A 21,253-nucleotide genomic window follows, 5' to 3' on the forward strand; every position below is an offset into this window, starting at 1 on the left:
GATTTTTCTCAAGTGAGTCATAAGCCTGTATGCATGGATTTTTAAAAAATCTGTGAATGCAGGTTTTTTTTCTTGGATAGGACGGCGTCTCACTTTATAATGTCTACAGTAGCTAATACGACCTGCTCCTTAAAATGTTATAGCCATAAACAAGTTTGATTTAAATCATTATAATGGTTAAATACATTTAAATGGGTTAAGGTTAAAAAAACATCTTAAAGGAGACATGATCATGTTAAATTCAGATTTAGATATTCGTTTAGAACCGCGCATTCAAGAATTATATCGATTACATAAGGAACGCTCTGCACATATCGACTGGAGCTATCACGAATTCATTCCTTGGGACAAGGCGATGTCATTTAAACGGGTTCCTTGGGAGGAAAGTCAAGTCACGCTTCCGGAAGGTGTCATCGTTGCGGTGGAAACGGCCTTGCTGACAGAAGTGAATTTACCTTGGTACACGTCGCATTTGGATTACACCTTTAAAAATTCGATGGAGGTCATCAATGATTTCGTCCGTACGTGGACGGCGGAGGAAGATCAGCATTCGAGCTTACTCGAAACGTATTTACTCGTGACACGAAACGTCAATCCGACCCGGTTGCATCAATTAAGAAGACGCGTCGTTGAAAGTGGTTGGTTCCCGGACTTTACGAATCCTTTAGCAACAATGGCCTATACGTCGTTGCAGGAGCTTGCGACACTCGTTTTCTATAACAACGTCGCGAGAGTGGCAGGGGCGCATGACAAAGACTTGGCGACGCTGCTTCGCCGTTTGGCGAAAGACGAAGCCCTTCACTATGCGTTCTATCGCGATACGGTAAAGGCACACCTTGAGCTCGATCCGAACTTCATCGTGTTCTTTGAAGATGTCATCATTAACTTCTCGATGCCGGGTGCCGTCATGCCGGACTTTACCGAGCGCATGAAAACCATCGCCGTCGATACGAATTACGGACCACTCCAATACTTCGACCAAGTATTAGATGTCGTCGTGAAATACTGGGATATCGAGAACTTGGAACCGACGAGTGAAGAAGCCAAACAATCACAAGCGAACATCATGAAATATCATGGACGTCTAAAACGAATCAAAGAACGCCAATTAGGAAAAAGTAAGCAAGATGTCTGAAAAGGGGAGCGGAATGAACATGACGTGCGAAATATGTGGAAAAGAAACGAATAACCAAGTCAGTTATCTGGAACTGGAGACGTGGGAATTTAAATCTTTGAAGACAGATGAAAAAGACTTTCATGCGGTTTGTTACAGCTGTTTTGATAAGCATACGAACCAGTTCATCGATCAAGAAATGGATCTTGAATTGAGAAAAAAACGTTCGCAGATGGTGAATAAAGAAGTCGAAGCAGAAATCGAAGCTATTCTGGAAGTCGAAGTCGAAAAGTGATTCGAACCGCTTTACCGATGAGACAAGACAGCATCCAGACGTAAATGCTTTAATCGTCCTAAAAAAAGGTGTTCTCCCGTGTGTAAGAACCGGGAAGAACACCTTTTTGTTGACGGATTATTTACGCCGCAGTTTTTTCGCTTTTTGTTGCATCTCACGATACGTGATCATCGGGCTGTCGTCGACGGTCAGACGCAAGTGGTTCGGTTCGCCTTTAGACGTGATGCCGGAGCAGTATAATATGTCGGCATATTCGTTGAATAAATCTTCGAATGCAGGCAAGTGGTGCATCAAGCGACCGGGGGAGCCCCATCCGCATAAGACAACACCATTTTTCGCCCGGACTTGCTGTAACGTCTGTTCGACGAATTGGTAGTTGATTTCGTCATAGCTCGCCTGGGCGAACGGTAAATCTTCACTGACGAGTAAATCAGGCATCAAGCTGATGATATCGTATTGTTTGACGGGAGCACTGACGTGTTTCTTCATCAAGTTATACGCCCGTTGTGTCGTCGTCCCGGACAAGAAGGCGTCCGTCGTCCGCGGTGTATAAATCATCGCGGCGACGTGCGTCCCTTCCTCGATATCGTCAAAGATGTAGCTTCGCAAATAACGTTTCGTCTTGTCTGCATCAAATGTCGTCTTGACGCGGATCGACGATTCCTCGATCTGAAGTGATGAAAGATCGGGTTGTGTCATGGTGGTGCCTCCTTTAATTGAGTAAACGTGAGCTGACGCGAAGAAGTAGGGCGAGTGTCTTTTGTTTGAAGTCGAGGTCGTTCGCATCAATCGTCTCGACTTGCTGTTGGTAATTATCGTATTGTGCGAGGACGTCGACGACATATTGTTCACTGCGATTGTATTCAAACAGTGCGGACTCGAGCGTCTGGCGTTCAGATGTTTTCGTGACGTCATGCTGGTTGAGGTACTTCGCTGCCGTATGGGCGCTATCCGTCAGGTTTGTCGGATCGGCTTTGCCGTCCTGGTCAGCATCGACCCCAAGACCGCCATACTTTTCAATTGCTTCCGGATCCGTTAAATCAATCCCGTCGTGCTCGATGTCACCGAGCGACGTACCACCTTCATATCCCCAACCGACCCATGTTTTCGGCATGAATTGGAATGGACCGATGGCGCCGACGGACGACTGCATCGCGGAAGAGTTCGAAAAAATCGTCTCGACCCGATGGATTGCTGCTAACAGCTTCCAATCGATTTCATAACGGTCACCGGCTTGTTCGTAGATGTCGATGTTCTCGGCAGGGACGCCGTATTGCCCGTAATAGGTACGATACAATTCATTTTGGACACGTTCCCGATTCTGCCAGTAGACGAAGCTGCCGGCGATGAGGACGAACAGTACGAACAAGATGCTAACTCGTAAAAACTTTCGCATAATGTTCTCTCCTCTTTCGATGATTCCACTGAATGGTATCACATTTTTAGTGGGGCTAGTAGCTATTTCTTTACGGGACGGATGGTGTCGCAGGATTCGATCATTTTTTGCCGATTTGCGTCCAAGCGGTTAAAAAAAGCAAGACACGGGGAATGTTGTTAATTACTGACATCGTCAACAGCGGAAAAGTTTGTTAGACTAAACGTCAGACGAAGGCATCGTTCAGTTTCATTAGTTTGTCACTTGCACGAAAGGTCAATCGGCTTGTAGAATAAGAGAGTAAACGCTTACACATCAAAGGAGATGGACGAAACCATGCGAACGATCACTTCCACTGGCGAACGAAAGAAAACGAGTTGGATTTTGAACATCGGTAGTCAGCCAAAGTTAAAGACGGACGGAGTGATTGAAACGTCGATGGATCATGAACGACGCATCCTCTTTCAGCAATGGTCGATTCCGACGACGGAGACGTTAATTTTTCGGTTTAAGCAACAATTCCCGAACCATCTCTGCGAGAACGGGTATGATGTGTATGGAGCGGCTGCTTTTGATGAGCAGGTCGTAGAACTGATTTCGAATTGGTTCGTCGAACTCGTCACGGTCCTGACGGCGATTCAACGGACGAAAGGGATTCATCATGTTCATATTAAAGGCGGCGTCGCGAAACGAACGGACTTTTTACCGACGATCCGCAGAACGTGTCGGGCCCTCGAGTCGACGCTCGACATCACTTAATTTCAAAATGCCGCTACCTCGAAGTAAGTGTTCGACGGTAGCGGCATTTTTTTGTTTCGGAAAATCGGTTTCATTTAATAGGTATTTCATGCGTGAGAGTCGAAAGAGGTTACGTACGCGAATCGAGATTCTTCTCGACGGAGCGGCAGGCACGGAGTAACGCGTCCTTGAAGAAGCGATCTTCCTGTGAAGCCAGTTGGCGTGTCGCATCTTCGTCGCCACGCAATGACTTGCCGAGCATTTGGATGACTTTGACCCAGCGGCGGACATGGTCGAGTTGTGGACGGCCCATTGCGACATAGACCGTGAACCAGTCATTTTGATCGCGGCGGATCATCCGTTGGAACAAGGATTTCGCTAAATCGACTTCTTCTGTCGAAGGCAGCTCGTTCGTTTCGAAAAACTGACGTAAGCCCCGGATTGCTGTCACGTATGCCGCGAGGACTTCAGCCGACGGTTGGTGTTTTCCGTAGTCGGAAGTCGACAAGTGGATCAAGGCCGGTTTTTTCTCGATGCCCGTCACCCAAGCTGCTATCGTTTTACTGCCTTTGAGCGCTTGGCGGTTCGCGACGGGAAGTTTTGCCGTGACTTGTCCGACTTTCCCGACGACGGTCACTTTACTGTTGCGTTCCTGAATCTCCGTGACCTTCATCTCGACGGTGTCACCCATCTCGAACGGGATTGCTTTCGGTTGGAGCTTCTCTCCGGCAGAGAGGGGAGAGCGTTTACGGATCATCCGTAATGCTTCCTGCTCCATCCGGTCGTCGAGCGACCATAAGTGTTCCGGAGGGACGTTACGGAAACGGCGGCGCCGCACCTTGATGTATTGATCAAGCGACTCCGCTGCTTGTTGACGGGTCGCGTCACCGGTCGCGACCGGTCCGATGATGTCTCGGAGCGTGATCGACTCGAGTCGTTCCATAATTCCTTCGAATGGAATCAGTTCCATTACATAGAGACTACAGACGACGAGTTCGCATTCGCGAGGGGTAAGAGGGCGTTTGGCCATAAATTGACTTCCTTTCCAGCTGGTTGATAACACTAGTATACCAAAAAAAAGTCATCATCACCTCAATCGGTGATGATGACAACTGGTGCGTGTTAGAGGACGTAGGCGGATTCCGAGCTGTTTTGCAGTTCGGCTTCACGCAATTTGATGATGCCGTTATAAAACGGATCGTGTGCGACCATCAAGTTGCCGAGGGCTTTGACCTCAGCGACCGTCGTGTCTGCTTTCGCACCGGATAACCGAAGGCGAAACGGTTTGTTCGTCGATGTGTCGAACGTCAATAAAATGGTATGTTCCATGAGAATCCTCCTTTAAGATTAGGCGTTGAGTAGGGCGTAGTCACGACTGATTTCACTGTGTGTGTATGTTCCTGTAATCATTGCGCCGATGGCTTGACCGATTGCAGCGACAGCTTCAGGAGCTAAGTCTGGACGGAGTCCGTTGAAGCGACGACGGGCGATGAGGGCATCTCCGTTCGGTGAAACTTTATCCGCTCGTTCGAAGACGACGACGAGACTCGTTTTGATTTCTTCCGCTTGTGTCATGTGTATCACCTCCTTCGCCCCTATTAACAGGGTGCGAAGAGATATTGTTCGAAAGGAAGTGAAAAAAAGAATGATTTGGTTTCGATTTTTACGAAAGATGTCCTTTTTAAAGATGCGGACGTTAGGCTATGCGTCGTTTTTCTTTGTGTTCGGCGTCGCCTTGCTGATGTATCTCGTCGAACCGGAGACGTTCGGCTCGTATTTCCGTGCCGTCTACTGGACGATGACGACCGTCGTCACGGTCGGATACGGTGATTTCTTCCCGAATACGGATTTCGGGCGGATGATGACGATTTTTGTATTCATTTTCGGGATCGGGATCGTCGGGAGTTTAATTTCGAAGCTCGTCGACGGAGTCCAAGTGATCCGCGATCAAAAAGAGAGAGGGTTGTTGCAAGTGAAAGAGTCAGGCCATACGATTGTCTTCGGCTACAGCCGCCGGTCGAAACATGTCATCGAGGAACTGCTCGAGACGACGGATGTCATCCTCGTCGATGATTTGGAGCGGGAACCATTCAGTCACGAACGGTTCCACTATGTCAACGGGGACCCGGCACTCGCCTCGACGTTACAACGGGCGAACGTCAAACAGGCGGCGCGTGCAATCGTCCTCGCCGATCATTCAATGCCACCGGCGCTGGCGGACGGCCGGACGCTGCTGATTGCTTCAAGTATCGAACGCGCGAATCCGGACATCTATACAATCGTCGAGATGATGCTTGAAGAACATCTCGACAGCTTTGAACAAATCAAGGTCGACGAAGTCATTCTCGGGGACGAAACGATTTCCCGGATGGCGATTCTCGCCTCCCATCACCCGGGTGTGACGAAAGTCGTGACGAACTTATTGACGAAACACGGGGACGGGATGTTCTCGATTCCGGTACGACCGGAGTGGACGACGTACCGTGAAGCGTTCCATGCGATGCTCGAAGAAGGCGTGACGATTTTGTCCGACGGAAAGCGACTTGACCTGAACCGGCGACTCGACGAAACGATTCCGCCCGGCTCATTGTTGATCGTGTTATGTGGAGAAGAAACAGCTAAACGGATTGGTGCTTTTTAAAGAAGAGGATTACATTTATTTCTTTTCGGGTATAGTAAATAAATTTACTATGTAGAGGAGAATTTATTATGACGAACGAACAACCAGAGTGGATTCAAGAATTATTTGAGACTGTCGATCAAGGAGATTTGAAAGATGTCCCGAAATTACTTTATATGGCGCTAACATTAGAACCAAGTTATTTCACAAAAGCAGTCAGTCGACTCAACCAGCGGCTGGAAGTCGAAACGCTCCGTGACATATCGGAGCTGTTGACGGTGTATCGTCAATTCTTCATCTCGGCGAACCCGTCGGAAGAATATTGGACGGTCGCCTGGAATGAATTGATTCAAACGATGCACCACTTCATCGACCGGACGGAAGCACAACAACTCTTTAAAGAGCACGTCGATTTAATCGACTGGTGGTCAAGTGAATCGTTGTTATCGTTACCGAGCTGGTTGACGGTCCTCGATTTAGCGGAACGTATTGATGCGCTCGATCAATTCAGCAGCTATCTGCCGGACATTTTTGAAAGTTACGCTCTTGAGACGGCGAAAGACGAGCCGTTTGCGCGGCTTGCCTGGTACGCTCTCGCAAGTCAGCAACAAGCGTTGCTTGAGCCACACCGGGCGCGCATCGCCGAGTCGGAAGCGACTGAAATCCGCTCGCTCCAAAAGTCTGATTTACTCGATCAAATTGATACGACGCGCGTCCATGTGTTAAAGTCTAAGAACAACGAACCGATTGAATTGATGTTTGATCGAAAATGGACATTATAAGGCAGTGAACAGCAAGTCACATCAAGAAACTACACGAATTTAATCCAAGGGGTGTAGTGATGATACACGTCAATGTACCGAGCGGTGACTACATCGTTCTAGTTGAAATCAATCGCGAAGTATTACTTTGTCAGACGTTAGAAGACGCGGATCAAGCTCAGCGCGACCGCTATGAACTGGTCGGGAGAATGAGTGAACGCCTCCCGGCAGAAGTAATCGGTCCCTCGATTGCGGATTTCGTCAGATTTTCAACGGGTTTCATTGGCGAATCTGTAATATGGAACGAGGACGAAGAAGCGTTTTTTTGTCAGCAGTTTGAGACATTTGACGGTTCTCCGCTCGGAGAAGACTTGACGGGGATTGACGCCGCGCGTTGGCGCGCCGTCCTGGCACGGTACTATGCGTATGTCACGATTGGGAAAATCACTTCATTTGAAGTCAGCGAAGAATCAGGTGGCACTGTTCCTTTTTAAGTCCGTTGAATCAGCAAATCAATCGAATCGGCGTGTGTTAACAGAAGGGCAGGGTCCATATGAAAAAGCAACTTGTATCACTCACTGTCGCGCTTGCGGTCGGTCTACCGACGACGGCATTCGCTAGTTCCCAATATGTCCAGTACGATCCGACGTTCACTGACCAACAAAAACAAACCTGGTTAAAAGACCAAGGCTTAAAAGAAGTACGTCCGCTGAAACAGGACGGATTTTCGCTCGTCGAGCCACTCGCACACCTCGATGCGGATGAAGTCAAAGTTGACTTGATTCCCGTCACGGATGTCGAGAAGGCGACCGATTCGGCACAATTGCAACAAACATATCTTGATCAATCACGCATCCCTACTTACTGGAAGTACAGTCATGGGAAATCAGATATCCGCGTCGCAATCATCGATGACGCGATTGATACGAAACACTCGGAATTCAAGAACGTCATCTATAAGACGACGACGATTTCCGGAATCCGTAAACCGGATGATCACGGGACGCATGTCGCCGGAATCGTCGCAGCTGCAGAAGACGGAAAAGGCATCGTCGGTGTCGCTTCCGGTGTCAAGCTGATCGGCGCGGACGTCTTTGACGGTGATTATGCCAGTTCGATTGATATCGGTGACGGGATTTTATATGCGATCGCGCAAGGCGCGGACGTCATCAATCTGTCGCTCGGTCAATATGAATTTGATCCGTACATGGAAAAAGCGATCAAGAAGGCGGAAGCGAATAACATCATCGTCGTCGGCGCTGCCGGCAACGACGGTCGCAATAAATTGCTCTTCCCGGCGTCGATGTCGTCGGTCGTCGCCGTCGGCTCGGTCGGAACGCTCGGTCGGGCATCGACATTTTCGAACTACGGACGTGGACTGAACATCATGGCACCGGGGGAAGGCGTCTATTCGACGATCGTCGGGAACAAATACGGCTACCTCGACGGAACGTCGATGGCGACACCGATCGTCAGTGGCGTCATGGCGCTTGCGAAGTCAAAGAACCCGTTCATTTCGAACCATACGCTCCGCAGTAAGCTTTATGCGGCCGCATCGAAAAAATCAGGCGATACGTCGCTTCATTACGGGAAAGGCCGTCTGAATGCCGGGATGCTGGCGAAAGTACCGGCTCCGATTTCGAAAATCTCGTTGCCGTCCGTCATTAAACCGAACCAGACGTTTTCGTTCTATTTTAATGAGTATTCGAGTGCGTCGACCCGGACCCGTCTGTATAAGGACGGTGCCGTCGTCAAAACGTTTTCCGACTCGAACTTACGCAACGGGCTTCACAAATTTTCCTACAAGCTAAAGGACAAAGGGACGTACAAACTCGTCTTCACGACGTCTGCCGGCCGCCACACACGAACGGTCGAACGTGTCCTGACGGTCAAATAATCAAATAAAAAAAGCCAATTCCTCATGTGAGGAACTGGCTCGAAGAAAGGACTCAAAGATCTTGCTTTGGGTCTTTTCCTTTTTTATAAACGGGAGTCGGCACAGTGAGTGTCTCACCTGTCCACTCGATTTTAGCTTCCATTTTATACCCGGTATCATCCTCATGGACAAACGAGAGGCGTCCCGAATCAATTAGTTGATACAAACCGAATTCAACCTGTTCCGCCCATGAGCGTAATGTCATCGCTTCATCATAGAGTGGAATTTGTTGTGGGAATCGTTCGTTCATCAAAAGAATATCGTGTTGGTCGAAATGATAGCTTCGTTTTGATAACGCATCCGGTTGTTTGACGTTAAATGGCTCGAACGCATGGATGAGTTCTCCTTTACGATAAAAGGCAAAGATGCCGTTGCGGAGATGCAGCGCCTTGATTTCATCGATTTCGATCAAGAACGTCAGCTTCCGGACGGTACGCTGGTTCGTACCAGAGCGTCGTTTTTTCATAGTACATGCCCCCTTCTGAACCATTGTACTATACCGCGAAATCACGTGAACACGCAACTTTTTCGATTGCCGTTTCTGAAAATAAACCTTGCGGGAAACAGGGGAGTACGCTACACTGTTAAGCAGTGACTATGTTGGTTCGGACAATTGCGGGGCACTTCGGTGCTTTGAGGAAAGTCCATGCTCGCACAACCTGCGATGGTTGTAGTGATCGTGCTACACGAAAAGATAAGTGTAGGCAGCGTCGTGCTGACGGCAGAAGGAACGCCTAAGTCTTCGGATACGGCCGAAACTTCTTGAAAGTGCCACAGTGACGGAGCCTTACTGGAAACAGTAAGGGTGGAACGAGGTAAACCCCACGAGCGAGAAACCCAAATTTGGTAGGGGAATTTCCGGAGCGGAACTGAACGCGAAGGAGAGCGTATGTAAATACGGAGATAGATGATTGTCGCCCACGTGTGAGGGTCAAACCGTTTGCAACACTAGGGAACAGAACATGGCTTACAGGACCACATAGGCTGTTATTTTTACTTTGAACGAGAGTCCAGGTCCAACTGGGCTCTTTTTTTATTGAAATGATTTTGGAAAACTTAAAAACAGGTAGGAGCGTGAACAATCATGGCAAAACGTTTAGTCATCGCGACGGCAGCGATGGGCATTGAGGCATTGGTCGCAAAAGAAGTCCGCGATTTAGGATATGAGTGTACGGTCGAAGACGGAAAAGTTTACATCGACTGTGAGATGGAAGACATTCCACGTTTGAACTTGTGGCTCCGGACGGCAGACCGAGTCAAACTGGTCGTCGCGGAATTTAAGGCGACGTCGTTCGAAAAATTATTTGATCAAGTCAAAGACCTCCCGTGGAGTGAACTGCTCCCGTGGGAAGCGAACTACGTCGTCAACGGCCGCTCGGTCAAATCGAAGTTGTTCTCGATCCGTGACTGTCAGAAAATCACGGAGAAAGCAATCGTCTCGCATATGCAGGAAGCGTACAACAAAGGGGACGAGTGGCTGCCGAAAACAGGAGCGAGCTTCCCGATTGAAGTCGCGCTCTTAAAAGACATCGCGACGCTGACGATCGATACGTCAGGCGACGCCCTCCATAAACGCGGCTACCGCGAGTTCCACTCGGCGGCACCACTGAAAGAGACGATGGCAGCGGCGATGCTGATGCTGACGAACTGGAAGCCGGACATGCCGCTCTATGACGTCTTTACGGGTTCCGGAACACTGGCAATCGAAGCGGCGATGATCGGACGCAATATCGCACCCGGGATCAACCGTGAGTTCGTCTCGCAGGAATGGGCAGCGATTCCGAAAAAAGCCTGGTTCGACGCAATCAAGGAAGCAAACGAAAAAGCCGAGTGGGACAAGCCGCTCAAAATCTATGCCAACGATACCGATCCGGAGATGGTCAAGCTCGCGAAACAAAACGCTGAGCTCGCGGACGTCCGGGACGCGATCAACGTCATGCAACGCGACGCGGCCGACTTCAAGCCGAAGGAAGACTTCGGTGTCATCATCGGCAACCCGCCGTACGGGGAACGTCTCGAGGATGCACGTGAAGTCCATCAGCTGTACCGGAAAGTCGGTAACGCCTTTAAGGAATTCCCGTATTACAGTGTCTATATGATCACGTCATACGTCGAGTTCGAAAAAGCGTTCGGCCGCCCGGCGACAAAACGCCGTAAGCTGTATAACGGGAACATCGAAGTTCAGTTTTATCAGTACTACGGATTGCGCCGGAAACGTCCGCAAGCGTAAGTCGCTCCTGTTGTTTTATTGAAATTTGACTGATATAAGTCAGTCTAAAAAATATGTTTGTGACGGACGTTTCCGCCATCCTCGCTTTCCATGGGCGGAAGGTAAGCCGCGACAGCCCGCATTTGGATGCGGTCATGCCGGGTCTTCCCTCTTCCTGACGGAAACGCGAATCACGTTTCCTTTTCCCATAGGAGTCGAGGATGAACGTTTCCGTCCTCCATCAATCAAATGGCCGATAATCCCACTTTTCACGGGAATATCGGCCATTTTGGTACAAATTCGTAGTGTTCATAACGGTTTAGTCTGTGACTGAATCACGCACGAAAAAAACACTGATTCGTTTTAATCGATAGATACCCCACATATGAGTCAGCCTCAAGAATTTCCCCGCGAACTGCTCAACAGAGCGTTTTTTGTGTATTCAGTTAGGTATTGTGTTTAATCATACAATTCGTCATACAAAATAAGCCGTCAAATCGACGGCTGAGATGTTACCATTCATATCCTTCTTCACTATAAGATCCATCCGAATTGAAGAAGCGTTCTTCTGCTTTACCGCTTGACGTATTCGTATAGATGACATATACATCGAGGTCATCGTGCTGATCCGCCATTTTTTTAGCAGCTTTACGAGCATCGGCTTCATTCGTAAACGTTTCCGTCATAGTTGCCTTTTGATGCTTCTCTACACCATTTTCCTCATAACCTTCGACTGTCCAGACTTTTTTTGATGACATAATAACCAACATCCTTTCATTGCAGAGCGAGTTGTGTAACGCTTTGCTGTTTATCATTATGCTTGGTTTCATTAAAATTAGTCAAATCATTATCTTTATACAGATAGAGAACAGCATCCAGAGGGGCTAGAGATTGAAAACGAAAAGCGATTTTTCTCGTTTAAGAGAAGAATCGCTTTTTAGTTTTTCTCCGTTTAGGTATTCACTTACATTTTTGTAATCAACAGAAATATCGAACGATAATCGGGTTTAATATGGTAAATTATTGATGTTAGCAAATGGTTGAAGAAACCAGCCTGTATGTATGAAAAAACTTTTGACGATTGAAGATTTTAAAATATGCTCGATTAGGGGAGGAAGAAGAATGGATATTCTGTTGAAAGGTTTACTTTATGCAGCTGTGCTCGGAGCGCAGTATCTATTATCGAGTCAAAAGAATGTGTACGTAGGGGCAGTTGTCCCGTTGCTTTTTGTAGTGGGAATGACTTGGCGGTATGTTAACGTCGAGTCGGTTAGTACAATGCAATACTTGCTAATCACAGGGCTTGGTTTGCTTTTTTTGGTAGCGGAGTGGGGGAAAGGCCGAGAGGTGTTTCGAAAAAATCAAGAAAAAGAGTTGGAGCGCATGAGCATACAGGATTTGAAGTGACATGCATCATGATTCGAGGTTAGGATTCTTTTTCTATTCTATATTTTCAGCTTGGCTGATTTATTTGCCGTCGTTAAATAAAATACTTGATCTTAAAAATAAAATGTAAAACATTCGATTAATTGTCGAAAGGAAACACGATAAGGAAAGGGGAAAAGGTGTCATGTGGCTACTGTTTGGGATACTTGCCATCTTCGCGACGGCGGTGAATCTGATTTTGTACTTCATCGGCAAGGACTATAAGCTGGCAATGGCTGCCGGGTTATCGCTTACGGCGCTCACGCTGTGTGCGGAAAACAGTCAAATTGCGAACTGGGTCGAAGCGGAGGACTGGGCGGCCTTGGCAGACGTTGTTCCCGGAATGGAACGCGTCTGGTGGTTCTTGACGATTGTGTCGATTGGACTGAATCTGGCACCACTGTTGCTCGAATATCGAAAAAACCGATCTTAATTGAGGCGTGAATGGATTTTAAAAGGGGATCACATGATGACCTATACCTATTTACCACTGACACAACGTCAGGCGGAACAAATTGCGTATGACTGGAAATACGAGGGTGACTTTGCGTTCTACGATATGCCGAACGACCAAGAGGACTTGGCAGAATTTTTGGATCCGGACAAACGGACGGAACATTACTATGCGGTGATGGATGGTACACAACTAATTGGATTTTTTGTGTTCGAACCCGGATAGGACAGCCTTGAATTGGCGTTAGGGATGCGACCCGATTTGACGGGACGGGGAAACGGAACGGCTTTTTTGGAATCCGGTCTTGCCTTTGCGATCAAGCAGTATCAACCGCGCCACATTGAATTAGCCGTCGCAACGTTTAACGAACGGACAATCCGGTTGTACACTAAAAGCGGTTTTGAGCCGATTGAACGGTTTCAGCAAGAAACGAACGGTGGAAGCTTTGAATTCGTCAAAATGCGTCTGCATACAGGAGTGATGAAATGAATATCGAACAGCAGTTATTTGAGGCAGCAAAAGAATTAATCGAAACGAGGTATCCGAGCGGATGGGGCGGAGCGGCAGCGATGGCGACCGATGACGGACGGATCTTGACGAGTGTCGCACCGGAAGTCGTGAATGCGTCGACGGAATTGTGCATCGAGACTGGTGCCATCCTCGAAGCACACAAGTTGAATTGTCGGATCACACATACGATTTGTGTCGTGCGGGACGATGAACAGGCACCGTTCAAGATTTTGAGTCCATGCGGTGTCTGCCAGGAGCGCCTATTTTACTTTGGAGCGGACGTCAAAGCTGCCGTCACAAATCCCGAGCAAGCACTGGTCTTTAAAGCACTCCATGAGTTGCAGCCGTACCATTGGTTAAAAGCCTATTGAAGCTGAGTAACAAGTGAAAGAAGAAGAACTAATGTTAGTATGAAATTGGCACTGATTATAGGTTATCAGGTAAAGAAGGTGAGGTTGAATTTGCTACATTTATCAAGTTTTATAGCCTTAGTGCTAGGTATCGGATGTGGTCTGATTGCTCTTGCTGTCTACGTCCTAAAGAAGAATTTGAAGAACTGAACTTTCGAGTAGTTCTACTTTAATAATGAAAATCAGCTTGATTGATAAAAAGAGGAGTGTACACATAAACTGGTTCCCACTCCTCTTTCGTACGTTATGTGCCGTTAAATAAGATTCGGCTATGTAGAAAATCGTCATCGGTATTTTCCGTTCCTAAATAAAGACAATCAGCGAAAATCCAATCAGGATGTTGATGAAACTGAGGACATCCGTTGTTTTGGTAAAGGACGATCGTCCCGTTTTCTTTGCTCTGTCATTGAAAAACATCAAAATGATGGCAAACAGCGTTGTTAAGCCGAGCGGGGCGTTAAGGAAACTGTCGGAATACGTGAATGAGTTAATCACGAGGTAAAGACTGTTCAGTACGGAAAGATAGAATAATGTTTTTTGCATCCAATCACATTCTGTTGGGTTTATTATATGATTATACATTTTTACATAAAATTGCCAACTTGGGAAAGGGAGTCTTAAATGTTTTTACCTGTAACTATTTAAAACCACGAACTTAAAGTCATAAAAAGAGCCAAATCCCTTCTTTGTTAGAGGTGAAGGCACTTTGCTCCTTTTCATCATACGTATGAATAATGGTTAAGTGATGTTTGCAAAAACAGTCGTTAAAAAGAGAAACGAAGATGTTTACTTATCCGTGGGTCTTAGCTTCCTTATTTATAGATATCCCGACGATGGCCAATCTCAAGAATCAAGATCACGACTTTGTCCTCTTGGATGTCAGCAATCAGACGATAATCACCGATGCGATACCGCCATTCACCCGAACGATTCGAGACCAGACCCCTTCCATGACGACGCGGATCATCCGTCCCGACCAGGTTCTTCTTGATCCAGGACATGATGATCCGCGATTGTTGAGGATCCATCTTCTTAAGGGACTTTTGAGCTCCGCGCTCAAACTCGACTGTATATGCTGTCATTCTAAATCAAGTGCCTTCATCATATCATCAAACGAGATTGCTTCTGATTTTTTGCGGTGTGCTGCCATGGAATCATGATAGAGTTGTAAATCAATCTCATCTTCAATACGATCGAGAACGGCATCGCGAACAAGTGTAGAAATCGTGATGTTTTTTGCTTTCGCATATTCTTTAATCAGTCGCGTATCCTGATCGTCGAGTCGAATAGAAATCGTACTCATCCTTATCATCTCCTTTGTAATACATTGTAATACATATTTAGATGTTAGTATAGATACGAGTTCGTTCTCACTTCAATCTATTTTGATTAAGAGAGCAAACTGACCATCACCGTTCTCCGACCATCTTGCTTGAAGTTCATATGCGTACGTTCCACTCTTTTTTGGTATTACGAGTTGCTTATTTTTTAACGTAACCGGGTTACTTTTTTCAGTCATGTGCAGACCGTCTGCGTAGATTTTGTCGACGCATTGACCTCTAAACATGCCACTCCAGCAAAATTAAAAAAATCAATCATATTTTTAATCAGATAATCTAATATGAGTTAAACTGAAATGTGGCTTAAACTGTATATCAACTTCCGTTTTTCCTGAATCGCCTTTGATTTTTAAACACTCACTTTCATTTCTAATTGATTCTATAAAATATAGTTCAAAATCGAAGATCGTCCACCTGTATTCATCATTACTTAAGCTGACGTCACATTTATGTTCATATTGTGAGATATACAGTAATAGCTGAAATCCGAGTTTGTCGACCTTTTTATACATATAAAAACCGGCACCTTCTTGATAAAGTTCTTCAGGTTCTGATTCGAACAATTCAAGCAGTTCGTACTCATCATAAAACATGTTTTTCTACTCCTTCCTTTTGTATGTGTTGTTTATAGGTAGGTATCGCGGTAATGACTTTCATGAGGATTTCGTCCTTATTGTTTAGAAGTAGGCAGATTTGTGGCTAGTTTTGATAAAACTAATGAATCAAGCAAGGTTTCTTTGCTTGACTCATTCTGGAGGTTCCAAATGACAATCGAAGTAATTAAAAATATAAGGGTGTTGTTTCGCGAAGAAGCGAAACGACCAGTTCCATTGTTGGACTATCTTGAACTAAACGATTTACGAATCGATGAACTTCTGAAAGAGGAAGATCGGAATGGTGAATTTATTATTGAATTCGAGCTGGAACAAGACACCATCACGTTGTCTTACGAAATGCATGAGCGGGAAGAAACATCACAAGTCGAATACATCGTGTATTTCATCTGTAAGTGGAAATGGATTTGGCAATGGTATTCGAAACGATTTTTAGAACACGACATACCATTTGACGTTTATCCGACAATCATCGATTACGCGAAAGCCCGCATACGTCCACTCGAATTAATGGAAGAAACGGTTCAAGAATTAGAGGGATATACAAAAGAAGGCTTACTCTTTTATTATGGGTCGGGACCGTTCGATGACTTTGAGGAGTCCGATGAAAATCTGGATCAAATTTTAGAATATGATGAAATGAACAGCAAAGAAACCATGCGAGAACAGGGACTTTATTTTGACCCGGAGATGGAAAGATGGATTCAGATTCCGGCTTCTCTCGACATCATCGAAAAGACAATTCGGCCATTATCAAACGTAATGTAAGGACGGACTTGACGATTAAGAAAGCATCCTGCAACGATATTTTTTTTGTATTCACCGAACCTGACTCAATTGAATCTTTGCTCTTTTCACTACTATTTTGCTTATTCATCATTTGAGAAGATCCTGATACTTGTAGCCTTTTAAGATGTCATCATTCTCTTCATACGTCCATGCTTTGACGGCGAGATCAGGGTTTGCTTTCAGGTGATGCGTCAAGATATCGCGGCCTAAAGAATAGCGGCTCCATAAAGGGATGTCTTTTTCAGTGTTTCCCATTGTAATCTCCTGATAATCGGCTTCGCCGTTCCCAATCAGACGCGCTACATGTTTCTTCGCTGCCTCATCGATTGGTTTATCCCAGGGCGGCTTGACATCTTTAATGATGCGATCGGCAAAGGCATCGGCTTTCCCTTCGAAGATGACAGAGTCGAGGGACGTATCGATTGAACTTAACTCGGGTGTGTCATTCAGGACCAGGTGATGGTATTCGTGTGCGACCGTATAGGCAAGCACGTCCTGATCGAAGTCGGGATTTAGATTAAAGAGGATGGAATCTTTAAAAGCGGCTCCACCGACTCCTCCTAACGGATCAATCATCGACCAAAATTCCGGATTGGACGGTGCGATGAAAATCGTGCTGTTTTTTTTAGGGAGAACCTTATGGGAAGCGAGGTAGCTGTTCGTAATGATTTCTTTGATTTCGTCATTCCGTTTCGCCAATTCATTCGTACGATCGAGCAGATCCTGCTCATTGATTGTTGATTGCAACAAGAAAAAGCTCTTTAGGCTGTTTGTATTGAAGTTCTCCTGTTCCCCGATCTTGTCAATGTAGCCGAGGACATATTCTGCATAATTTTTTACGTCCATCGCTGAGTCGTCTTTCTTAAGCGATGCCTTCAAATATGTTTGATACGGCGCGTACAGCGGTACGATCGTCAGTTCGCTGTCCTTGCCGATTTTTATAGTTTCTGGTTTGAAAGCTGCAGACTCTTCATGAGTCACTGCTTTTTCTTTTTCATCTGAACATGCCGATAACAGAAGGAACGGGACACAAAGCAAAGGAACGATTACTTTTTTCAAGGGGATGACCTCCATCAGTGTTTATTATTTTGTCAATATGTAGGAATGAATGCTTCAGTGAGCGTAAGTTCAATGTAGTGAAGCGACATCACTTTATACGGGAGACCGTTGCATAAGGTTTCGATAATTCCTTTTATTTACAAAAAATATCACGTATCAAATTGTTTTGAATACTAATCGTATAAGAAATTACCGAAATCGTGAAACCTGCTTTGAGAAGAAGAAGTAGAAGAGAGCAAAGGGGATGATGAGATGGTACGCTGTACAAATTGTGACTACAAGTGGAAGACGAAAGATGTACTCGCTGTCGGTTTTGCGAAGCATGGCAAAGCATGCCCGAATTGTGGCGAGAAGCAGTATCTTTCAAAAGATACGCAGCATTATCTGTCGCTCGGATACGTCAGCCTGTTTTTTTTACTGATCATGCCGTTCGTCATCAAGCTGAGTGATCGGGAAGAATCTGTCTGGTAAGCAGCTCGCCGCGTGTTCAAAAAAGACGGAGTTTTTCTAACGGTGTATACTGACGGAAAAGGGGGCGCGACGGGATGCCATCGCTTTATGAGATTGAAGTACAGGATGCAACCGGACAGACCGTTTCATTACAAGATTATGCGGGAGAGGTACTTCTCATCGTCAATACAGCCAGCAAATGCGGGCTCGCCGGTCAGCTCGGAGACTTGCAACGGTTGTACGACACGTATGCCGAGCAAGGCGTTCAGGTGCTTGGTTTCCCGTGTGATCAGTTCAACCGTCAGGAATTCGCCAATCAAGAGGAAACGATGCAGTTTTGTCAGCGGAACTACGGCGTGACGTTCCCGATGTTTCAGAAGATTGACGTCAACGGCCCGACGGAACACCGGTTGTATACGTACTTGAAACAGCAACAGGGAGGACTGCTTTCGTCAACCATCAAATGGAACTTCACGAAGTTTCTCGTCGACCGTCAAGGGCGGGTCGTTAAGCGGTTTGCCCCGGTCGATTCAATCCAGACGATTGAAAAAACACTGGCGCGCTATGTATAATGAAACCACGTCCTGTCCGGCGCAAGCCGTCGGACAGGCGTATCGTATCACCCTACCTTTGGCGAGGTAGGGCTTTTTTTATGTCAACTCTGCTTTGGCAGATTAAAAGAATGTCTGACGGTAAAATCACTCATCTTGTGACCAAGATCCGTAAAGACCGGCGGACGCGGGGACAGGACATGAAAGTCTTGTTCGAATGCCCGGATGGCGTAGTGGGTCCAGTCGCGCGACGGATCCCGCTTCAAGCCCATCCAGGCCGTCGCAAAGGTCAGAAGTGCCGAGTCCTGATACAGGGTGAGCGGAACCGTACTGAACTCCAGTCCGTCATCCAGTTCATGCAAATCCGACGACCGGAGTAAGACACAATCTGCTTCAAACAACAGTTCAAAATAATTGCAGGAATAGTCACCGATGAGCACCATGATTTCGTCCGTATGGCCGCGAAAATAAAGTGCTAACCGATCGCTGTTTTTCTCATCTATGACTAAGTGATCAAGTGCAATCTGATAGTCTTCCCGGTACAACAGTTTCTCAAATGTAATGTGCATGACTAATCCCCCTTAAGAGTGTTTCTCCTTGGCGAGTTCGAGGATATCCGGCTGTCGCACCCGTCGTGACGACCAGATGAGTAATCCGATGCCGCAAAATAAAAGTAAAATGCCGACCCACGACAACAGACTGAGCGTTTCCCCGAGGACAAAGATTCCAAGTAATGCAGCGGTCAACGGTTCACCAAGCGACAGCGTGACGGCAGTCGAAGACGAGACATACGCGAGCCCTTTTGCGAACAAGAGGTAGGCAAGACCGGTCGCAAAAACTCCGAGATGCAGACTGATACCGGCACCGCGTAGACTGAAGACCCATGACAGGTCGAACAGGAACAGGAGCGGCGACAACAAGAGAGCGCTGAGTGTAAAGACGACGGCGACGACCGACAGCGGCGGATGGGTTTTCACCAGATTCCGGCTGACGAACGTGTAGGCGGCAAAGGAGAGTCCGGCACCAAGAGCGAGCAAAATGCCGAGCGGATTGACCGAGACGGCCGCTTGATTCATGACGAGCAGCAAACAACCAGTAATCGAGAGTAACGTCGACAGCCACCAAATCGTACCGGGACGGTTTTTTAGGACCAACCATTCAAGCACTCCGGAAAAAATCGGCGCACTGCCGATCGCGACGACCGTTCCGACGGCGACACCGGTCATGAGGACCGCAGAAAAAAATAACGGCTGATAGGCGGCCATGCTGAGGGCGGCTAGAAAAACCGTGAGCAGGGGCCAATCTTTTAAGGTCAACTTTCCCGTCAGTAAGACGAGGCACAGTAAAAAGAATCCGCCGACTGCTAAACGGACGGCACCGATCGCAATCGGATGGGCCGTTTCCGGCGCAAAGGCTTGCGACGTGCCGGTCGTGCCCCACAGCATCGCGGCCAGTAAAATCAGCAACATCGACGATTGTTTCTGCATGGTCCACCTCCAAATTAATTGATGACTGATGTGATACAGGCACCGTTATGATTAGAAAAAGAATACCACAGAAACAGGAAAGACGAATCACCCAAATTATTGGTAAAATGGTAGAATCGAGGAGGACGTATCAGTAAGCCTTAGATAGAGATACAAAAAGGATGGAGATCATGAATCAAATCGCAGTTGTCCTAGATGGACTCAAACAGAAAATCAGCATGGATCGACGTTCATTCAACGGAAGTATAACGAAATCGGTCAAGCAAAATTTAATTTGCTCGAACCGATGAACGCCTAGTTATTGGTCATGCTCTTTACCGGGCTGGGAATAAGCAAGAATCACGTTTAAAAAGGAGCATCATGAAATGAAAAAATTACTCATCGTCCCGTTATTGTTCAGTTTAGGCGGATGCATGTCCCTCGATACGAAACCGAGCAGTACAACAGTCGAAAACCGTATTCAAGGCAGTGTCAAAGAGGGATTTACGTTTGAATACAAACTGTCGAATACAGGTGATTATCCTATAAAAGTCGCCTCCCGTGCCGGACGTTTGTTGAACGTGCAAGTGCGCAAGCACGATACGCAAAAAATCGTCTACGATTCGTACCAAGAAGTCGAGCCAAAACGATTGTCAAAAGAAGTTCAACCGCATACAACGGTGACACTGAAGAAAACCGTTGAAGCCGGTGCCATTCCAGCGAGTGTGTACGACATTGACTACATCGTCCGTGACAACATAGGGGAAGCTACAGCCGGTGACGGCGAAATTCGATTAAAATAATTCAATCCAGGAGGAACACCTATTGAAGAATCCGAATTATCGTTACGGTACGTGGGCATTGATTGTCAGCTTTTTCTTGTTTTTCATCGTTCAACTATTCAGTGCCTATATTGAACTTTCACCGGATTATGCAAGTGAGGAACTCGGGGCGTACCATTTGATGTACTTCCCGGTCACTGCCCTTGCTATTGGCAGTTTCCTGTTGATTAACGGCTGGTGGCAAGAAGATGTAAAGCGGCAGGCAAAAAAGCAGGAACAACTGGAATCAAAAAAGACGATGAAGAAAATTTAATTTCTTAGACGGGTGAAATGAATAGATAAGGAATGTCCGATG

At 46.6% G+C, this 21,253-nt stretch carries 32 protein-coding genes and 1 other RNA gene; 19 read left to right on the forward strand and 14 right to left on the reverse strand.

Features of this window, described 5'->3' with window-relative positions:
- Positions 1–232: 232 nt before the first annotated feature.
- Together A0126_RS16465 and A0126_RS16470 are read left to right on the forward strand one after the other, a co-directional pair.
- Positions 233–1,135, forward strand: coding sequence for an acyl-ACP desaturase (locus tag A0126_RS16465; protein WP_088836876.1), 903 nt, complete (start codon positions 233–235; stop codon positions 1,133–1,135).
- A gap of 13 nt (positions 1,136–1,148) precedes the next feature.
- Positions 1,149–1,409, forward strand: coding sequence for a hypothetical protein (locus A0126_RS16470; RefSeq protein WP_029333470.1), 261 nt, complete (start codon positions 1,149–1,151; stop codon positions 1,407–1,409).
- Between the two features lie 117 nt (positions 1,410–1,526).
- Here A0126_RS16470 and A0126_RS16475 read toward each other — a convergent pair whose 3' ends face one another.
- Both A0126_RS16475 and A0126_RS16480 read right to left on the reverse strand, forming a co-directional pair.
- A complete protein-coding gene (locus A0126_RS16475) occupies positions 1,527–2,108 on the reverse strand; it encodes a DUF1643 domain-containing protein (protein ID WP_029333471.1) in 582 nt (193 codons plus the stop codon).
- 13 nt (positions 2,109–2,121) lie between these two features.
- Positions 2,122–2,805 carry a lytic transglycosylase domain-containing protein gene (locus A0126_RS16480; RefSeq protein ID WP_029333472.1) on the reverse strand — a complete coding sequence of 228 codons (684 nt, stop codon included), beginning with the start codon at positions 2,803–2,805 and terminating at the stop codon, positions 2,122–2,124.
- A gap of 315 nt (positions 2,806–3,120) precedes the next feature.
- Between A0126_RS16480 and A0126_RS16485 the strand changes: the two genes are divergently transcribed.
- The gene (locus A0126_RS16485) at positions 3,121–3,543 is read left to right on the forward strand and encodes a hypothetical protein (protein WP_088836877.1); all 423 of its coding nucleotides are present in this window, start codon (positions 3,121–3,123) and stop codon (positions 3,541–3,543) included.
- Between the two features lie 109 nt (positions 3,544–3,652).
- Here the strand turns inward: A0126_RS16485 and A0126_RS16490 are convergent, their stop codons facing one another.
- The 3 genes from A0126_RS16490 to A0126_RS16500 form a co-directional block, all read right to left on the reverse strand.
- The gene (locus A0126_RS16490) at positions 3,653–4,552 is read right to left on the reverse strand and encodes a hypothetical protein (RefSeq protein WP_088836878.1); all 900 of its coding nucleotides are present in this window, start codon (positions 4,550–4,552) and stop codon (positions 3,653–3,655) included.
- Between the two features lie 92 nt (positions 4,553–4,644).
- Entirely contained in the window at positions 4,645–4,851 is a 207-nt protein-coding gene (locus tag A0126_RS16495; RefSeq protein WP_029333475.1) for a DUF2922 domain-containing protein, read from the reverse strand.
- 18 nt (positions 4,852–4,869) lie between these two features.
- Entirely contained in the window at positions 4,870–5,097 is a 228-nt protein-coding gene (locus A0126_RS16500) for a DUF1659 domain-containing protein (RefSeq protein ID WP_029333476.1), read from the reverse strand.
- 70 nt (positions 5,098–5,167) lie between these two features.
- On the opposite strand from A0126_RS16500, the gene A0126_RS16505 reads away from it, so the two are divergent.
- The 4 genes from A0126_RS16505 (at position 5,168) to A0126_RS16520 (ending at position 8,800) form a co-directional block, all read left to right on the forward strand.
- Positions 5,168–6,163: a potassium channel family protein gene (locus A0126_RS16505; protein WP_236549986.1), complete on the forward strand. Its 996-nt coding sequence runs from the start codon at positions 5,168–5,170 to the stop codon at positions 6,161–6,163.
- Between the two features lie 68 nt (positions 6,164–6,231).
- Entirely contained in the window at positions 6,232–6,924 is a 693-nt protein-coding gene (locus tag A0126_RS16510) for a hypothetical protein (RefSeq protein ID WP_088836880.1), read from the forward strand.
- A 59-nt stretch (positions 6,925–6,983) separates the two neighbouring features.
- Complete coding sequence (locus A0126_RS16515) at positions 6,984–7,397, forward strand: hypothetical protein (RefSeq protein WP_088836881.1); 414 nt, start codon at positions 6,984–6,986, stop codon at positions 7,395–7,397.
- A gap of 59 nt (positions 7,398–7,456) precedes the next feature.
- Complete coding sequence (locus tag A0126_RS16520) at positions 7,457–8,800, forward strand: S8 family peptidase (protein ID WP_088836882.1); 1,344 nt, start codon at positions 7,457–7,459, stop codon at positions 8,798–8,800.
- Positions 8,801–8,852: 52 nt separating this feature from the next.
- Here the strand turns inward: A0126_RS16520 and A0126_RS16525 are convergent, their stop codons facing one another.
- Complete coding sequence (locus A0126_RS16525) at positions 8,853–9,305, reverse strand: hypothetical protein (RefSeq protein WP_235195231.1); 453 nt, start codon at positions 9,303–9,305, stop codon at positions 8,853–8,855.
- Positions 9,306–9,440: 135 nt separating this feature from the next.
- Between A0126_RS16525 and rnpB the strand changes: the two genes are divergently transcribed.
- Both rnpB and A0126_RS16535 read left to right on the forward strand, forming a co-directional pair.
- Positions 9,441–9,814, forward strand: an RNA gene (gene rnpB, locus A0126_RS16530) — RNase P RNA component class B.
- A 109-nt stretch (positions 9,815–9,923) separates the two neighbouring features.
- Positions 9,924–11,069 (forward strand): THUMP domain-containing class I SAM-dependent RNA methyltransferase, encoded by a 1,146-nt coding sequence (locus A0126_RS16535; protein WP_088836883.1) that lies wholly within the window; start codon positions 9,924–9,926, stop codon positions 11,067–11,069.
- Between the two features lie 491 nt (positions 11,070–11,560).
- Here A0126_RS16535 and A0126_RS16540 read toward each other — a convergent pair whose 3' ends face one another.
- Positions 11,561–11,806, reverse strand: a complete 246-nt coding sequence (locus A0126_RS16540; RefSeq protein WP_088836884.1) for a hypothetical protein — start codon at positions 11,804–11,806, stop codon at positions 11,561–11,563.
- A 364-nt stretch (positions 11,807–12,170) separates the two neighbouring features.
- Here A0126_RS16540 and A0126_RS16545 point away from each other — a divergent pair, with 364 nt between their 5' ends.
- The 5 genes from A0126_RS16545 to A0126_RS16560 all read left to right on the forward strand — a co-directional run bounded on the left by A0126_RS16545 (position 12,171) and on the right by A0126_RS16560 (position 13,808).
- Entirely contained in the window at positions 12,171–12,455 is a 285-nt protein-coding gene (locus A0126_RS16545) for a hypothetical protein (protein ID WP_088836885.1), read from the forward strand.
- Between the two features lie 163 nt (positions 12,456–12,618).
- Positions 12,619–12,906, forward strand: a complete 288-nt coding sequence (locus A0126_RS16550; RefSeq protein WP_088836886.1) for a hypothetical protein — start codon at positions 12,619–12,621, stop codon at positions 12,904–12,906.
- Between the two features lie 36 nt (positions 12,907–12,942).
- Entirely contained in the window at positions 12,943–13,152 is a 210-nt protein-coding gene (locus A0126_RS19910; RefSeq protein WP_369834762.1) for a hypothetical protein, read from the forward strand.
- A gap of 12 nt (positions 13,153–13,164) precedes the next feature.
- A complete protein-coding gene (locus A0126_RS19915) occupies positions 13,165–13,416 on the forward strand; it encodes a GNAT family N-acetyltransferase (protein WP_369834763.1) in 252 nt (83 codons plus the stop codon).
- Positions 13,413–13,808 carry a cytidine deaminase gene (locus A0126_RS16560; protein WP_088836887.1) on the forward strand — a complete coding sequence of 132 codons (396 nt, stop codon included), beginning with the start codon at positions 13,413–13,415 and terminating at the stop codon, positions 13,806–13,808. Before A0126_RS19915 ends, A0126_RS16560 begins: the two co-directional genes overlap by 4 nt.
- A 342-nt stretch (positions 13,809–14,150) precedes the next feature.
- On the opposite strand, the gene A0126_RS16565 is transcribed toward A0126_RS16560, so the two are convergent.
- From A0126_RS16565 to A0126_RS16585, 4 genes are all read right to left on the reverse strand, one after another.
- Positions 14,151–14,390, reverse strand: a complete 240-nt coding sequence (locus A0126_RS16565; RefSeq protein ID WP_088836888.1) for a hypothetical protein — start codon at positions 14,388–14,390, stop codon at positions 14,151–14,153.
- Positions 14,391–14,659: 269 nt separating this feature from the next.
- Complete coding sequence (locus tag A0126_RS16570; protein WP_088836889.1) at positions 14,660–14,929, reverse strand: type II toxin-antitoxin system RelE family toxin; 270 nt, start codon at positions 14,927–14,929, stop codon at positions 14,660–14,662.
- Positions 14,926–15,150, reverse strand: a complete 225-nt coding sequence (relB, locus tag A0126_RS16575; RefSeq protein ID WP_088836890.1) for a type II toxin-antitoxin system RelB family antitoxin — start codon at positions 15,148–15,150, stop codon at positions 14,926–14,928. Before relB ends, A0126_RS16570 begins: the two co-directional genes overlap by 4 nt.
- Before the next feature lie 300 nt (positions 15,151–15,450).
- Positions 15,451–15,780: a hypothetical protein gene (locus tag A0126_RS16585; RefSeq protein ID WP_088836891.1), complete on the reverse strand. Its 330-nt coding sequence runs from the start codon at positions 15,778–15,780 to the stop codon at positions 15,451–15,453.
- A 171-nt stretch (positions 15,781–15,951) separates the two neighbouring features.
- Here A0126_RS16585 and A0126_RS16590 point away from each other — a divergent pair, with 171 nt between their 5' ends.
- Positions 15,952–16,569 (forward strand): hypothetical protein, encoded by a 618-nt coding sequence (locus A0126_RS16590; RefSeq protein WP_088836892.1) that lies wholly within the window; start codon positions 15,952–15,954, stop codon positions 16,567–16,569.
- Between the two features lie 108 nt (positions 16,570–16,677).
- Here the strand turns inward: A0126_RS16590 and A0126_RS16595 are convergent, their stop codons facing one another.
- The gene (locus A0126_RS16595) at positions 16,678–17,649 is read right to left on the reverse strand and encodes a DUF2268 domain-containing putative Zn-dependent protease (RefSeq protein WP_088836893.1); all 972 of its coding nucleotides are present in this window, start codon (positions 17,647–17,649) and stop codon (positions 16,678–16,680) included.
- Between the two features lie 252 nt (positions 17,650–17,901).
- Between A0126_RS16595 and A0126_RS16600 the strand changes: the two genes are divergently transcribed.
- Together A0126_RS16600 and A0126_RS16605 are read left to right on the forward strand one after the other, a co-directional pair.
- Positions 17,902–18,120, forward strand: a complete 219-nt coding sequence (locus A0126_RS16600) for a hypothetical protein (protein WP_088836894.1) — start codon at positions 17,902–17,904, stop codon at positions 18,118–18,120.
- Positions 18,121–18,194: 74 nt separating this feature from the next.
- Positions 18,195–18,671 carry a glutathione peroxidase gene (locus tag A0126_RS16605; protein WP_088836895.1) on the forward strand — a complete coding sequence of 159 codons (477 nt, stop codon included), beginning with the start codon at positions 18,195–18,197 and terminating at the stop codon, positions 18,669–18,671.
- 83 nt (positions 18,672–18,754) lie between these two features.
- Here the strand turns inward: A0126_RS16605 and A0126_RS16610 are convergent, their stop codons facing one another.
- Positions 18,755–19,219, reverse strand: a complete 465-nt coding sequence (locus tag A0126_RS16610) for a hypothetical protein (protein WP_088836896.1) — start codon at positions 19,217–19,219, stop codon at positions 18,755–18,757.
- A 12-nt stretch (positions 19,220–19,231) separates the two neighbouring features.
- On the reverse strand, positions 19,232–20,137 hold the full coding sequence (locus A0126_RS16615) for an EamA family transporter (RefSeq protein WP_088836897.1): 906 nt from the start codon (positions 20,135–20,137) through the stop codon (positions 19,232–19,234).
- 365 nt (positions 20,138–20,502) lie between these two features.
- Between A0126_RS16615 and A0126_RS16620 the strand changes: the two genes are divergently transcribed.
- Positions 20,503–20,919 (forward strand): hypothetical protein, encoded by a 417-nt coding sequence (locus A0126_RS16620; protein WP_088836898.1) that lies wholly within the window; start codon positions 20,503–20,505, stop codon positions 20,917–20,919.
- A gap of 22 nt (positions 20,920–20,941) precedes the next feature.
- Complete coding sequence (locus tag A0126_RS16625; protein WP_239456871.1) at positions 20,942–21,211, forward strand: hypothetical protein; 270 nt, start codon at positions 20,942–20,944, stop codon at positions 21,209–21,211.
- Positions 21,212–21,253: the final 42 nt, after the last annotated feature.

The organism is Exiguobacterium sp. N4-1P (assembly GCF_002214325.1).

Bases quoted from the DNA above. Each gene is read 5' to 3' on its own strand.
- A0126_RS16465 (WP_088836876.1), top strand. From the start codon at position 233: ATGTTAAATTCAGATTTAGATATTCGTTTAGAACCGCGCATTCAAGAA.
- A0126_RS16470 (WP_029333470.1), top strand. From the start codon at position 1,149: ATGAACATGACGTGCGAAATATGTGGAAAAGAAACGAATAACCAAGTC.
- A0126_RS16475 (WP_029333471.1), bottom strand. From the start codon at position 2,108: ATGACACAACCCGATCTTTCATCACTTCAGATCGAGGAATCGTCGATC.
- A0126_RS16480 (WP_029333472.1), bottom strand. From the start codon at position 2,805: ATGCGAAAGTTTTTACGAGTTAGCATCTTGTTCGTACTGTTCGTCCTC.
- A0126_RS16485 (WP_088836877.1), top strand. From the start codon at position 3,121: ATGCGAACGATCACTTCCACTGGCGAACGAAAGAAAACGAGTTGGATT.
- A0126_RS16490 (WP_088836878.1), bottom strand. From the start codon at position 4,552: ATGGCCAAACGCCCTCTTACCCCTCGCGAATGCGAACTCGTCGTCTGT.
- A0126_RS16495 (WP_029333475.1), bottom strand. From the start codon at position 4,851: ATGGAACATACCATTTTATTGACGTTCGACACATCGACGAACAAACCG.
- A0126_RS16500 (WP_029333476.1), bottom strand. From the start codon at position 5,097: ATGACACAAGCGGAAGAAATCAAAACGAGTCTCGTCGTCGTCTTCGAA.
- A0126_RS16505 (WP_236549986.1), top strand. From the start codon at position 5,168: ATGATTTGGTTTCGATTTTTACGAAAGATGTCCTTTTTAAAGATGCGG.
- A0126_RS16510 (WP_088836880.1), top strand. From the start codon at position 6,232: ATGACGAACGAACAACCAGAGTGGATTCAAGAATTATTTGAGACTGTC.
- A0126_RS16515 (WP_088836881.1), top strand. From the start codon at position 6,984: ATGATACACGTCAATGTACCGAGCGGTGACTACATCGTTCTAGTTGAA.
- A0126_RS16520 (WP_088836882.1), top strand. From the start codon at position 7,457: ATGAAAAAGCAACTTGTATCACTCACTGTCGCGCTTGCGGTCGGTCTA.
- A0126_RS16525 (WP_235195231.1), bottom strand. From the start codon at position 9,305: ATGAAAAAACGACGCTCTGGTACGAACCAGCGTACCGTCCGGAAGCTG.
- A0126_RS16535 (WP_088836883.1), top strand. From the start codon at position 9,924: ATGGCAAAACGTTTAGTCATCGCGACGGCAGCGATGGGCATTGAGGCA.
- A0126_RS16540 (WP_088836884.1), bottom strand. From the start codon at position 11,806: ATGTCATCAAAAAAAGTCTGGACAGTCGAAGGTTATGAGGAAAATGGT.
- A0126_RS16545 (WP_088836885.1), top strand. From the start codon at position 12,171: ATGGATATTCTGTTGAAAGGTTTACTTTATGCAGCTGTGCTCGGAGCG.
- A0126_RS16550 (WP_088836886.1), top strand. From the start codon at position 12,619: ATGTGGCTACTGTTTGGGATACTTGCCATCTTCGCGACGGCGGTGAAT.
- A0126_RS19910 (WP_369834762.1), top strand. From the start codon at position 12,943: ATGACCTATACCTATTTACCACTGACACAACGTCAGGCGGAACAAATT.
- A0126_RS16560 (WP_088836887.1), top strand. From the start codon at position 13,413: ATGAATATCGAACAGCAGTTATTTGAGGCAGCAAAAGAATTAATCGAA.
- A0126_RS16565 (WP_088836888.1), bottom strand. From the start codon at position 14,390: ATGCAAAAAACATTATTCTATCTTTCCGTACTGAACAGTCTTTACCTC.
- A0126_RS16570 (WP_088836889.1), bottom strand. From the start codon at position 14,929: ATGACAGCATATACAGTCGAGTTTGAGCGCGGAGCTCAAAAGTCCCTT.
- relB (WP_088836890.1), bottom strand. From the start codon at position 15,150: ATGAGTACGATTTCTATTCGACTCGACGATCAGGATACGCGACTGATT.
- A0126_RS16585 (WP_088836891.1), bottom strand. From the start codon at position 15,780: ATGTTTTATGATGAGTACGAACTGCTTGAATTGTTCGAATCAGAACCT.
- A0126_RS16590 (WP_088836892.1), top strand. From the start codon at position 15,952: ATGACAATCGAAGTAATTAAAAATATAAGGGTGTTGTTTCGCGAAGAA.
- A0126_RS16600 (WP_088836894.1), top strand. From the start codon at position 17,902: ATGGTACGCTGTACAAATTGTGACTACAAGTGGAAGACGAAAGATGTA.
- A0126_RS16605 (WP_088836895.1), top strand. From the start codon at position 18,195: ATGCCATCGCTTTATGAGATTGAAGTACAGGATGCAACCGGACAGACC.
- A0126_RS16610 (WP_088836896.1), bottom strand. From the start codon at position 19,219: ATGCACATTACATTTGAGAAACTGTTGTACCGGGAAGACTATCAGATT.
- A0126_RS16615 (WP_088836897.1), bottom strand. From the start codon at position 20,137: ATGCAGAAACAATCGTCGATGTTGCTGATTTTACTGGCCGCGATGCTG.
- A0126_RS16620 (WP_088836898.1), top strand. From the start codon at position 20,503: ATGAAAAAATTACTCATCGTCCCGTTATTGTTCAGTTTAGGCGGATGC.